This is a genomic window from Saccharopolyspora spinosa NRRL 18395 (assembly GCF_000194155.1).
GTDB classification, from domain to species: Bacteria; Actinomycetota; Actinomycetes; order Mycobacteriales; family Pseudonocardiaceae; genus Saccharopolyspora; species Saccharopolyspora spinosa.
In genome coordinates this window covers 385137-397177 of record NZ_GL877878.1, presented here as the reverse complement: position 1 = coordinate 397177, position 12041 = coordinate 385137, and the positions used below count along the sequence as shown (strand labels likewise).

Genomic DNA, 12041 nt, shown 5'->3' with positions numbered 1-12041 from the left:
CCTCCTCGATTCGGGTTCGGGGTTCCGTGCCGGTATCCGGAAGCGCACATGAGCGAGTTCCACCAAGTACGCCAAGGGATTCGAGCACGTCGATGCATCCAAGGTGCCCGCATTCGGGACCGATCTCCAGTTATTTTCGAAATCTGTGGATCAATCCGTCCGCTGTGGACAACTCTCCTCACCCGAAGGAGTAGGAACAATTGTCATTCAAGCAAGAATCGCTTCGCATACTGCGAAATTTGCAGAATCCGCCGATACAGGAATTGGGGTCACGCAACATTTGCACAACGGCTTGCAAAACGGTTTGTACAACGGCTTGCAAAACGGCCCGCAAAAAGAAGAAGCCCGGGCGGTCGGATAGACCACCCGGGCTGCGAGATCGGGATCAGGAACCGAACGGGCCGCTCTCCGGCAGCCGGAGGTCCGGTTTGTCCAGCTCCTCGACATTGACGTCCTTGAACGTGATCACCCGCACGTTCTTCACGAACCGCGCCGGCCGGTACATGTCCCACACCCACGCGTCCGACATAGCCACCTCGAAGTAGACCTCCGAGTCGGAGTTGCGCACCTGGACGTCCACGACGTTGGCCAGGTAGAAGCGCCGTTCCGTCTCCACGACGTAGGTGAACTGCCCGACGATGTCGCGGTACTCCTTGTAGAGCTGCAGCTCCATCTCGGTCTCGTACTTCTCGAGATCCTCGGCGCTCATCGCTGTGCGAGCCCTTCTGCATTGCCGTTCGGACTACAACGCCTCATTGTCCACCACATCCCCCTCCGAAGCATCGAACAACCCGGGCTTGCTGGTCACGATGCGCGGCGAGCGCATCCCGTGCCGCTGCGCCGCGGACACCACGTTCGCGTAGGACCACCGGTGCTCGGCGCAGGGGCCGAACCGCGTCAGCCGGGCCGAGTGCACGGGCGTGCTGTACCCCTTGTGCTCGTCGAACCCGTAGTCGGGGAACTCGACGTGTAGCTGCGCGGTCATCAACCGGTCCCGGGTCACCTTCGCCAGCACCGACGCCGCGGCCACGCAGGCCGCGACCAGATCGCCCTTCACCACGGCCACGCTGGGCGTCGCCAGTCCCGACACGCGGAAGCCATCGGTCAGCACGTAACCCGGATGCGGGTTCAGCTGCGCGACCGCACGCCGCATGCCCTCCAGGTTCGCCACGTGGATTCCGAGCGCATCGACGTCCTCGGCCGGAATCACGATGGTGGAGCAGCTCAGCGCCCGCTCGGTCACGCGGTCGTACAGGCGCTCCCGATCGGCCTCCGAGAGCACCTTCGAGTCCGTCAGCCCGTCGAACCGCCGCGCGTCCCCCGGGCGGAGCGCGCACGCGGCCACCACGAGCGGACCCGCGCATGCGCCACGCCCGGCCTCGTCCACACCTGCCACCGGCCCGAGGCCCCTGCGGTCCAACGCGCTCTGGAGGGCCCAGTTACCACTGCTGCGCCGGATCACCGACCTCGGCGGCCGGAACGCCGCCACCGTCACCTCGACGTCACTCCGACGACCGTCTCTTGTTCACCACACCGACGAGCCTACGACCCAGCCACAGCGTCGGGAACGCCGCGGCGAACCCGACGCCCATCGGCACCCCGGTCTGCCAGGCCGGTGCGCCCAGCGCGGTGGTCTGCGGGTTAGGTTCCGGGATGCTCTGCCAGCGGGTCGGCGGCAGCACGATCAGCTGGGCCTTGCCGATCACGTTCTCGACCGGCACGGCACCGTTGCTACCGCCACCGCCCTGCACCCGCGAGTCCGCCGAGTCGTTGCGGTTGTCCCCCATCACCCACAGGTGCCCCGGCGGCACCTTCACCGGCTTGAACTCGTCCTGACCGACGCCACGTCCGGGCTCCCAGTACAGATACGGCTCGTTGAGCGGCTTGCCGTCGACCAGCACCCGGTTCTGCGCGTCGCAGCACGCCACGGTCTGGCCGCCGACGGCGATCACCCGCTTGACGAAGTCCTTCTCGTCCGGAGCGCCGAAGCCCAGCAGCGACGCCGCGCCCTGGAAGAAACCGGCGACGGGGTTGGACGGCTCATCCACCTCGAACTCGTTCTGCACCCAGGGCTGCGGGCCGCGGAACACCACCACGTCGCCCGGTTCCGGATCGCTGAACCGGTAGGTGACCTTGTCCACCAGCACCCGGTCGTTGTTGCAGCCGGTGCACCCGTGCAGGGTCTGCTCCATCGACTGCGATGGGATCACGTACACCCTGGCCAGGAACGCCTGGATGAGCACCGTCAGGACGAGTGCCGTGACGATCAGGATCGGCAGCTCGCGCCAGAACGAGCCCTTCTTCTTGCCCTTGGGCTTGCGACGGCGGGCACCATCCCCCGGCTCGTCCGGGGCACCACTGGGGCGCTCCGCGCCGTTGGGGTCTTCCGCTGATCCGCTGCGCATGACGTCGGCCACCTGGCCAGGCTACTGGAACCGCGGCGGCCGCCGTCGCGCTCCCCCCGCCGCAGGCACCTGATTCGAACGCCCCGCGGCACCGCTTTGACGTGCTATTTCCCGGTAAATCCGATTCGAGGGAGCGGGACGACACCACACGGACCAGCCGGTGATCACTCGAAGGTGGATCACCCGACCGACACCGATGCGCGACCGCCACCGGGCAAAACGCCTATCCACGGCACGCGAAACGGCCCAGGTGCGTACACCTGGGCCGGTCGGTGGTTCCGAGTGGAACGCCGATCAGGAAGCCGACGCGGTCTCGCGCTTCTCCTTGATCTTGGCCTTCTTGCCGCGCAGCTCGCGCAGGTAGTACAGCTTCGCCCGCCGAACGTCACCGCGCGCCACGACCTCGATCTGCGCGATGTTCGGGGTGTGCACCGGGAACGTCCGCTCCACACCGACACCGAAGGAAATCTTGCGCACGGTGAAGGTCTCCCGGATGCCACCGCCCTGCCGGCGGATGACCACGCCCTGGAAGACCTGGATCCGCTCGCGCGAACCCTCGATGACGCGGACGTGGACCTTCAGCGTGTCGCCAGGCCGGAAGGCCGGAATGTCGGAACGCAACGACTGGGCGTCCAGCGCGTCCAGGGTGTTCATCGGTGGTCCGTCCTCATCCGTGTCGAAGGCACCCGTGTTCTCGCATGTCGATGACCCGACCTACTGGTGGGCACCGCCTGACACGGGGTGAACTTGCTTGTGAGCCCGCCGAACCTGACGTTCGGCTGCATCAACCGTTCCAGTGTGCCAGATCCGCATTTCGGCGTCTGAACCGACCCCACCGACGCGGGGGTCAGCGCGGCGCGTCTCCGGCATTCCGGGACTCGTCGGAATGCTCCGACCCCCGCAGCTTATCGAGTTGCTCGCGGTCGGCCGCGTCCAGGGTCCCCGCCGGCAGCGCGGCCAGCAGATCTGGGCGTCGCCGGTAGGTCCGGGCCAGCGCCTGATCGCGCCGCCAGCGGGCGATCGCGGCGTGGTTGCCGGAACGCAGCACGTCCGGCACGGCGTGCCCGCGCCACACCTCGGGACGGGTGTAGCAGGGGCCTTCCAGCAGGCCGTCGGAGAACGAGTCCTGCTCGGCCGACAGGGGGTTGCCCAGCACGCCTGGCAGCAGCCGGGCCACCGCCTCGATCATGACCAGCGCGGCGACCTCACCACCGACCAGCACGTAGTCGCCGATGGAGACCTCCTCCACCGGCATCCTGGTGGCGGCGTCGTCGATCACCCGCTGGTCGATGCCCTCGTAGCGACCGCAGGCGAACACCAGCCAGGGCTCGGCGGACCAGCGGATGGCGGTGCGCTGGTCGAACGGCCGCCCGGCCGGGGTCGGCACCACCAGCCGCGGCGCGGGGGAGTCAGCGGATGCCGCAGCAGCGCCACAAACACCGTCCAGCGCCGCGCCCCAGACGTCCGGCTTCATCACCATGCCGGGGCCGCCGCCGTAGGGGCTGTCGTCCACGGCCCGGTGCACGTCGTGCGTCCAGTCCCGCAGGTCGTGCACGCCGACCGCGATCCGCTCGCGTTCGATGGCCTTGCCCAGCAGCGCTTCCCGCAGCGGGGCCAGGTAGTCGGGGAAGATCGTGATGACGTCGATGCGCATGGGGCCCTCGAAAAGGAAACACCCCCACCGGACGGCGAGGGCGGTTTTGCCTTGTTGTTGCCGGGTGCGGCGTCACTCCGCGTCGAGCAGGCCTTCCGGCGGGTCTACGACGAGGCGACCGGCGGCGAGATCGACCTCGGGCACGATCTCGGCCACGAACGGCACCAGGACCTCCCGGCCGTCGGCGGTGCGCACGGCCAGTAGCTCGCCGGCGGGCGTGTGCAGCACTTCGCCCACCGCACCCACCTCGTCGCCGGAGACCAGTTCGACCCGCAGGCCGGTCAGCTCGTGGTCGTGGAACTCGTCCGGATCACCGGTCGGTTCGAGGACGTCGGAGCGGACCGTGAGCAGCACGCCGCGCAGGTCCTCGGCGGCTTCCCGGCCCTCGACGCCCTCCGCGCGCACGAGCAGCCGCCCGGCGTGCTGCCGGGCGGCTGTCACCGTCAGGTTCTGCGCGCGGACCACCCCGCGCCGCTGGACCCCGAGCACCGAGCCGGGAGCGAACCGCAGCTCCGGGCTGTCGGTGAGCACCTCGACGACGAGTTCTCCCCGGATGCCGTGCGGCCGCACGACGCGGCCGACGGCCAGGGTTTCCAGCTCAGGCTCGTTCATGGTCGTGCTCAGCGGTCGGTGTCGACCACGTCGACCCGGATGCCGCGCCCACCGATGCCGGACATCACGGTCCGCAGCGCCGTCGCGGTGCGCCCACCGCGACCGATGACCTTGCCCAGGTCGTCCGGGTTCACGTGCACCTCGAGGGTGCGACCGCGTCGGGTCGTGAGCAGCTGGACGCGGACATCGTCGGGGTTATCGACGATGCCGCGCACCAGGTGTTCAAGCGCGTCCGCGAGGACCGTCACGCCTGACCTTCCTCGGACTTCTGCTCTTCGGCCTTGTCCTCAGCCTTGTCCTCGGCCTTCTTCGCACCCTTCTTCTTCGGGGTGGTGGCCTCGGTGGTGGGCTCCTCGCCGGCGGCGGCCAGTGCGGCCTCGAACAGCTCCTGCTTGCTCGGCTTCGGCTCGGCGACCTTCAGCCGACCCTCGGCACCCGGCAGGCCCTTGAACTTCTGCCAGTCGCCGGTGATCTCCAGGATGTTCTGCACCGGTTCGGTCGGCTGCGCGCCGACACCCAGCCAGTACTGCGCCCGCTCCGAGTTGACGATGATGCCGCTCGGGTTCTGCTTCGGGTGGTACTGCCCGATCGTCTCGATGGCCCGGCCGTTGCGGCGGGTCCGGGCGTCGGCGACCACGATGCGGTAGTGCGGCTCGCGGATCTTGCCGATCCGCGCGAGCTTGATCTTCACAGCCACGGGTGCTGGTGCTCCTCAGACTCTCGTTCGTGCTCCGGTGAGCATGCCCAAGCCGCGTGGGGCAGCGGAATGGAATGCTCGTACGTCAATGGGCCACAAGCGGTGAGAGGGACCCCTCGCGGCGAACAGCATCTAATTGTGCCAGATAGTGCGGCCGCCGTTGCCGCGGACCCGGGCCAGCAGGCACCGCTAGGCCGGGAGCAGGCCGAGGGAGACCAGCAGCAAGCCGAGCGCGGGCAGGAAGTTGTTCACCTGGTGCGCGACCACGCTCGCCATCAACCGCCCGGTGACGAGCCGGGCCACGCCGATCGGGATGGCGATCACCAGCAGCAGCACGGTGCGCTCCGGCTCCAGGTGGCCGATCGCGAAGACCGCCGTGCTGAGCACGAACACGTTCAGCTGGCTCCAACGCAGCCGTTCCATCGCGCCCCAGAGCAGCCCGCGGTAGAGCAGCTCCTCGCACAGCGGCGCCACCAGCCAGATGTGCAGGAAGATCACCACCGCCAGCGCCGGTGGCAGCTGCACCCCGTCGACCAGGCTGCTCACCGTGGACTGCCCTTCGCCCGGGCCCATCCACTTCATCCACAGCATCGAGGCGATGGTCGTCGTGACCAGGCCGACGCCCCCGATGGCCAGGCCGGTGGTGACGTCCGACCAGTGCCATTCGAGGCCGAAGTCGTGTCGCGGGCCGTTGCCGCGCACCACGGTGATCACCACGGCCACCGCCCCGGCCAGCACCGTCGGCAGCACCAGCATCACGACCAGCGTCACGCTGTCGGGGCTGCCCAGCGCGGCGGCGAGCGTCACCGAGACCAGCACGAAGATCGCCTGCGCGAAGAAGAACGCGCCGAGCCCCCACCGGTGGGTCCGAGCCAACGCGGGCTCCGGCGGGGTGGGCGGCAGCGATGCGTTCGCAGCGGGCTCTGGCTGCTTCGGTGTGTTCACGGGGCCTCCGGGATGCCGATCGGCGACCGCTTGCCTGATCATTTCGGCGTGCGGACGCCGGCGGAGTCGCCAGGCTATACCCGCCGGTACCGCCGACGGCAGCGATTTTCAGCTGGCGACGGCGAACAGCAGCAAGGCGGGCAGGAAGTTGTTCGTGGCGTGCGCGATCATGCTCGCCGCCACCCGGCCGGTGATCATCCGCGCGGCCCCGATTGCCAGGCCGCCGACGAACAGCACCGGCGTGCGCCACACCTCTTGGTGAATAAGCGCGAAGATCAACGAGGTCAACACCAGGATCGCGTACCTCGGGATGCGGTAGTGCTCCAGTGCGCCCCAGAGCGCACCACGCATGAGCAGCTCCTCGGTCAGCGGGGCGCCGAGGAAGGCGAACAGCGCGAACAGGAACAGCCAAACGGTCCGCTCGCCCTGCATTAGCCGGGTCAGATCGGTCTCCGGGGGCGGCCCGGAGATGGCGATTATCACCACTGCCAGCACCCAGGAACCGAGCAGCGCGATGGCCCCGCAGGCCAGCCCCACCTTGAAATCGCGCCGTCTCGGCAGGATGCCGAAGTCCGAGCGCAGCCCGTTGCCGCGCCACCAGGAGAACATCGCGGGCACCAGGCCGAGCAGGATGTTCGGGGCGAAGGCCAGCAACAACAGCGGCCCAGTGTTGGGCGGCGCTGTCGGGTCGAACCCGCTGGCGCGCGCCGGCCGGATCGCGTGGAGGATCAGCACGACCAGGTAGTAGCCGCCGTAGCCGATGAAGAACGCCGCGAAACCCCAGGCCAGGGAGCCGCGGCGGGCAGCCTCCAGCTGCGCCTCCCAGAACCGCGGATGCAGGTCCGCGTCGGTGGTGTCCTCAGCTGGGGGCATCGGCCGCGCGGCTGGCGTCGACGGCGGCTGGGCCGGCTCCTCGGGTGACTTCGGGAACTCCGGCTCTTCTCGCTCGGGCAGCTCACCCACATTCGCTCCCCTCGACGATTTCACCCTAGGTGCTCAACGAACGCGCTGGGCCGCGCACCCCGCGATGACCTGGTGAATCGAAGATCGAGCCCGGAAGCAACTGCCGGTGTGAAGGACGAAGAGCACCCTCGACCGGCCGCCACCCGGCCACGCCGGTCGAAGGTGCTCTCCATTCGGCCAAAATCGCCCGTTGGGCGAGGGGTCATGCGCCGACTACGTTGCCGCGCAGGACGATCCGCTTCGGGTGGCGCAGGACCGCCAAGTCCTTGCGCGGGTCCTCGTCGTAACAGACCAGGTCGGCCGGGGCGCCGTGCTCCAGCCCGGACCAACCCAGCCACTCGCGGGCCGCCCACGACGCCGCACCCAGCGCCTGCTCGGTGGACATCCCGACCCGGTGCAACGCGAGCACCTCGTCGGCCAGCAGGCCGTGCGCGATGCCGCCACCAGCATCGGTGCCCGCGTACACCGGGATGCCCGCCTCGATCGCCGTCGCGACCGTTCGATCGGCCCGCTCGTAGAGGTCGGTCATGTGCGCCGCGTAGGTCGGGTACTTGGTCGCGGCCGCCGCGAAGGACGGGAAGTTCTCGACGTTGACCAGCGTCGGCACCAGCGCCGTGCCGTGCCGGGCCATCAGCTCGACCGACTCGTCGGTGAGGCCGGTGCCGTGCTCGATGCAGTCGATCCCGGCCTCGATCAGGCCGGGCAGCGCCGCCTCGCCGAAGACGTGCGCGGTGACCCGGGCACCCAGCCGGTGCGCCGTCGAGATCGCCTCGGCGAGCACCTCGTCGCTCCACAGCGGCGCGAGGTCGCCCACCGACCGGTCGATCCAGTCGCCGACGAGCTTGATCCACCCGTCGCCGTAGGCGGCCTGCTCGGCGACCGCGGCGGGCAGCTGCTCCTGGTGCTCCAGTTGGTCGCCCAGGTGCGGGATGTAGCGCTTGGGCCGCGCCAGGTGCTTGCCGGCCCGGATGATCCTGGGTAGGTCCTCGCGTTCCTGCAGCGGGCGGGTGTCGATCGGCGCGCCGCAGTCGCGGATCAGCAGCGTCCCGGCGTCCCGGTCCGCTTCCGCCTGCGCCGCGGCCTCGTCGAGCTCCACCGGGCCGTGGGAGCCGATGCCGACGTGGCAGTGCGCGTCGACCAGGCCGGGCAGCACGAAACCGCCGTCGAACACGGTCTCGGCGCCGGGCACCGGATCCAGGCTGATCAGCCCGTCCTGCACCCAAAGCTCCCGGTGCGCGCCGTCGGGCAGCACGACGGCGCGCAGGTGCAGGACGGTCACTTCTTCTTGCCGAAGTTCAGCTTCGACGGGTCGAAGCCGGGCGGCAGGTCGTTCATGCCGCCTTCCAGCTTGGACAGGTCCGGGCCTGCGCCGGGCATGCCCATGCCACCCGGGGGCAGGCCGGGGAAGCCACCAGGCAGGCCGCGCATGCCCTTGGGCTGGGTCGGACCGCGCCCCTTCTTGCCCTTCTTCCCCTTCTTGCCCCTGCGGTTCTTGCTCCCGCCACCGCCGCCGAAGCCGAAGCCGCCCGCCATTTGCTGCATCATCTTTCGGGCTTCGAAGAAGCGGTTGACCAGGTCGTTGATCTCGCTGATGGCCACCCCTGAGCCACGCGCGATGCGCTGCCGGCGGGAGGCGTTGATGATCTTCGGGTCGGCCCGCTCGGCGGGCGTCATGCCGCAGATGATCGCCTGGATGCGGTCCAGGCTCTTCTCGTCGAAGTTGGCCAGCTGCTCCTTCATCTGGCCTGCGCCCGGCAGCATCCCCAGCAGGTTCTGCAGCGGGCCCATCCGGCGGACCGCCTGCATCTGCTCCAGGAAGTCCTCCAGGGTGAGCTGGCCGGTGCCCAGCTTCTGCGCGGCCTGCTCGGCCTGCTCCTGGTCGAAGGCCTGCTCGGCCTGCTCGATGAGGGTGAGCAGGTCGCCCATGCCCAGGATCCGGTTGGCCATCCGGTCCGGGTGGAAGACGTCGAAGTCCGCCAACTGCTCGCCGCTGGAGGCGAACATGATCGGCTGCCCGGTGACCTCGCGGACCGACAGCGCGGCACCACCGCGGGCGTCGCCGTCGAGCTTGGTCAGCACCACGCCGGAGAACCCGACGCCGTCGCGGAAGGCCTCGGCGGTGTTCACCGCGTCCTGGCCGATCATCGCGTCCAGCACGAACAGGATCTCGTCCGGGGTGATCGCGTCCCGGATGTCGGCGGCCTGCTTCATCATTTCTTCGTCGATGCCCAGCCGGCCGGCGGTGTCGACGATGACGATGTCGTGCTGGGCCCGGCGGGCCTCGTCGATGCTGCGGCGGGACACCTCGACGGGGTCGCCCACACCGTTGCCGGGCTCCGGCGCGAACACCGGTACCCCGGCGCGCTCCCCGACCACCTGCAGCTGGTTCACCGCGTTCGGGCGCTGCAGGTCGCAGGCCACGAGCAGCGGGGTGTGGCCCTGCCCGGCGAGCCACTTGGCGAGCTTGCCGGCCAGCGTGGTCTTACCGGAACCCTGCAGACCGGCCAGCATGATCACGGTCGGCGGCGTCTTGGCGAACTCCAGCCGACGGGTCTCGCCACCGAGGATGATGACCAGTTCCTCGTTGACGATCTTGATGACCTGCTGGGCCGGGTTCAGCGCCTGCGAGACCTCGGCACCCTTGGCGCGATCCTTGACACCCTTGATGAAGCTGCGCACCACGGGAAGCGCCACGTCGGCTTCGAGGAGGGCGATGCGGATCTCCCGCGCGGTGGCGTCGATGTCAGCATCGGACAGCCGCCCCTTGCCGCGCAGGTTCGTCAGGACCGAGGTGAGCCGGTCGGAGAGAGTGTCGAACACGGGTTCACGGGCTCCAGAGTCGATGGATGTGCCTGGGTACCTATGCGAGGGTAACCGGCCGGGCCAGTGGTCCGGTGCGGGCCGGGGAGCGCAACTTCGCGAGGAATCGCGACCGTCCCCTCGGCGCGGGACTCAGGGGAAACGGGTGCAACCCGGGGGTTGGCCGATTTCACGTGAAACCGATCAACCCCCGGAACACCTCAGCTGTGCGAGTAGTCCTCGTGGCGCTTGCCCGTCGAGCGGGACTGCGGCGAGCGCTGGCCCTTGCGGTGCGGCCGCGGCTTGTCCCGATCCCGGTCCCGACCGGGGCGGCGCGGGCGGCGGTTGATGAACTCGCCGTCGGCGCGGCTGATCCGCAGGCCCCGCCCGGCCACCTGGGTGGTGCGCAGCTTGCTGAGCAGTTCGTCCGGCAGGTCGGCGGGCAGTTCGATCAGGGTGTGCTCGTTGCGGATGTCGATGTGCCCGATGTACTTGCTGGGCACGCCGCCCTCGTTGGCCAGCGCCCCGACCAGGGCCCGCGGGGTGACGCGGTTGCGGCGGCCGACCTCGACCCGGTAGGTCTCGGTCTCCGAGGTGGTCGCGTCGAAGGAGGGCCCGCCGCGGCGGGCCGGCGGCTCAACGGGCTCCGGGTCCAGCAGCAGCGGCCGGTCGCCCTGCGCCATAGCGGCCAGCGCTGCGGCGATCTCCGTGGCCGGCACGTCGTGGGTTCGCTCGTACTCCGCCACCAGGTCCTGGAACACCTCCAGGCCGCCCTTGGCCAGGGTGTCGGTGATGCTCTGGGCGAACTTCGCCAGCCGCCGGTCGTTGACCGCGTCGATGCTGGGCAGCTCCATCTGCTGGATGTGCTGGCGGGTGGCCCGCTCGATGGACCGCAGCAGGTGGCGCTCGCGCGGCGAGACGAACAGGATCGCCTCCCCGCTGCGGCCGGCCCGGCCGGTGCGGCCGACGCGGTGCACGTACGACTCGGTGTCGTGGGGGATGTCGTAGTTCAGCACGTGGGAGATGCGCTCGACGTCGAGGCCACGGGCGGCGACGTCGGTGGCCACCAGGATGTCGATCTTGCCGTCCCGGAGGTGGCCGATCGTGCGCTCCCGCTGCGCCTGCGCGATGTCGCCGTTGATCGCGGCCGCGCTGAAGCCGCGGGCCTGCAGCTTCTCGGCGAGCTCCTCGGTGAGCTGCTTGGTGCGGACGAACACGATCATCGCGTCGAAGGTCTCGACTTCGAGGATCCGGGTCAGTGCGTCCAGCTTGTTCGCCGCGCGCACCGGCACGTGCCGCTGGTTGATGTTGGTCGCGGTGCTGGTCTTGGTCTTGACCGAGATCTCGACCGGCTCGTTGAGGTAGTTCTGGCTGATCTTGCGGATCGCGCCGGGCATGGTCGCGGAGAACAGCGCCACCTGCCGACTGGCCGGCACGGACTGCAGGATCTTCTCCACGTCCTCGATGAAGCCCATCCGCAGCATCTCGTCGGCCTCGTCAAGCACCAGGTTCTTGAGCCCGGTCAGGTCGAGCGAGCCCTTCTCCAGGTGGTCGATCAGCCGACCGGGGGTGCCGACGACGACGTGCGCGCCGCGGCGCAGGCCGGCGAGCTGCGGGCCGTAGCTGGTGCCGCCGTAGATCGGCAGCACGTGGAAGCCGGGGATATGCGCGGCGTAGCGCTGGAACGCCTCGGAGACCTGGATGGCCAGCTCGCGGGTGGGCGCGAGCACCAGGGCCTGCGGGCCGGCGGCGTCCAGGTCGAGCCGAGACAGGATGGGTAGCGCGAACGCGGCGGTCTTGCCGGTGCCCGTCTGGGCCAGGCCGAGCACGTCGCGGCCCTCCAGCAGCAGCGGGATGGTCTTCTCCTGGATCGGCGACGGGGTCTCGTAGCCGATCTCGGTCAGCGTCTGGCAGACGCGCGGGTCGAGATCAAGTTCGTCGAAGGTCGGCATGCTAAACGCGGGTC

The 12041-nt window shown here is 69.4% G+C and carries 14 protein-coding genes; 1 reads left to right on the top strand and 13 read right to left on the bottom strand.

All coding sequences use genetic code 11. The features are described 5' to 3' along the window. Positions 1 to 103 precede the first annotated feature (103 nt). On the top strand, positions 104 to 361 hold the full coding sequence (locus SSPN_RS54195) for a hypothetical protein (RefSeq protein WP_148271915.1): 258 nt from the start codon (positions 104 to 106) through the stop codon (positions 359 to 361). Positions 362 to 385: 24 nt separating this feature from the next. Here the strand turns inward: SSPN_RS54195 and SSPN_RS0101985 are convergent, their stop codons facing one another. The 13 genes from SSPN_RS0101985 to SSPN_RS0101925 all read right to left on the bottom strand — a co-directional run bounded on the left by SSPN_RS0101985 (position 386) and on the right by SSPN_RS0101925 (position 12027). Continuing rightward, entirely contained in the window at positions 386 to 709 is a 324-nt protein-coding gene (locus tag SSPN_RS0101985) for a DUF2469 domain-containing protein (RefSeq protein WP_010305976.1), read from the bottom strand. 33 nt (positions 710 to 742) lie between these two features. After that, the gene (locus tag SSPN_RS0101980; RefSeq protein ID WP_010305971.1) at positions 743 to 1495 is read right to left on the bottom strand and encodes a ribonuclease HII; all 753 of its coding nucleotides are present in this window, start codon (positions 1493 to 1495) and stop codon (positions 743 to 745) included. Between the two features lie 7 nt (positions 1496 to 1502). Then, on the bottom strand, positions 1503 to 2405 hold the full coding sequence (lepB, locus tag SSPN_RS0101975) for a signal peptidase I (RefSeq protein ID WP_187764705.1): 903 nt from the start codon (positions 2403 to 2405) through the stop codon (positions 1503 to 1505). A gap of 294 nt (positions 2406 to 2699) precedes the next feature. Further along, positions 2700 to 3059 (bottom strand): 50S ribosomal protein L19, encoded by a 360-nt coding sequence (gene rplS / locus SSPN_RS0101970; protein WP_010305964.1) that lies wholly within the window; start codon positions 3057 to 3059, stop codon positions 2700 to 2702. A gap of 193 nt (positions 3060 to 3252) precedes the next feature. Then, positions 3253 to 4059 (bottom strand): tRNA (guanosine(37)-N1)-methyltransferase TrmD, encoded by an 807-nt coding sequence (trmD, locus tag SSPN_RS0101965; protein ID WP_010305960.1) that lies wholly within the window; start codon positions 4057 to 4059, stop codon positions 3253 to 3255. 72 nt (positions 4060 to 4131) lie between these two features. Then, a complete protein-coding gene (gene rimM, locus SSPN_RS0101960) occupies positions 4132 to 4671 on the bottom strand; it encodes a ribosome maturation factor RimM (RefSeq protein WP_010305958.1) in 540 nt (179 codons plus the stop codon). 8 nt (positions 4672 to 4679) lie between these two features. Beyond that, positions 4680 to 4919 (bottom strand): RNA-binding protein, encoded by a 240-nt coding sequence (locus SSPN_RS0101955; protein WP_010305954.1) that lies wholly within the window; start codon positions 4917 to 4919, stop codon positions 4680 to 4682. Beyond that, a complete protein-coding gene (rpsP, locus tag SSPN_RS0101950) occupies positions 4916 to 5368 on the bottom strand; it encodes a 30S ribosomal protein S16 (RefSeq protein WP_010305950.1) in 453 nt (150 codons plus the stop codon). The genes SSPN_RS0101955 and rpsP overlap by 4 nt, the downstream gene beginning before the upstream one ends. A gap of 189 nt (positions 5369 to 5557) precedes the next feature. Further along, a complete protein-coding gene (locus tag SSPN_RS0101945) occupies positions 5558 to 6313 on the bottom strand; it encodes a CPBP family intramembrane glutamic endopeptidase (RefSeq protein WP_010305948.1) in 756 nt (251 codons plus the stop codon). A 108-nt stretch (positions 6314 to 6421) separates the two neighbouring features. After that, a complete protein-coding gene (locus SSPN_RS0101940) occupies positions 6422 to 7276 on the bottom strand; it encodes a CPBP family intramembrane glutamic endopeptidase (RefSeq protein ID WP_010305945.1) in 855 nt (284 codons plus the stop codon). 202 nt (positions 7277 to 7478) lie between these two features. Further along, positions 7479 to 8555 carry a metal-dependent hydrolase family protein gene (locus SSPN_RS0101935; RefSeq protein ID WP_010305941.1) on the bottom strand — a complete coding sequence of 359 codons (1077 nt, stop codon included), beginning with the start codon at positions 8553 to 8555 and terminating at the stop codon, positions 7479 to 7481. Next, positions 8552 to 10096, bottom strand: coding sequence for a signal recognition particle protein (gene ffh, locus SSPN_RS0101930; protein WP_010305936.1), 1545 nt, complete (start codon positions 10094 to 10096; stop codon positions 8552 to 8554). Before ffh ends, SSPN_RS0101935 begins: the two co-directional genes overlap by 4 nt. Positions 10097 to 10296: 200 nt before the next feature. After that, positions 10297 to 12027: a DEAD/DEAH box helicase gene (locus tag SSPN_RS0101925; protein WP_010305932.1), complete on the bottom strand. Its 1731-nt coding sequence runs from the start codon at positions 12025 to 12027 to the stop codon at positions 10297 to 10299. Positions 12028 to 12041: the final 14 nt, after the last annotated feature.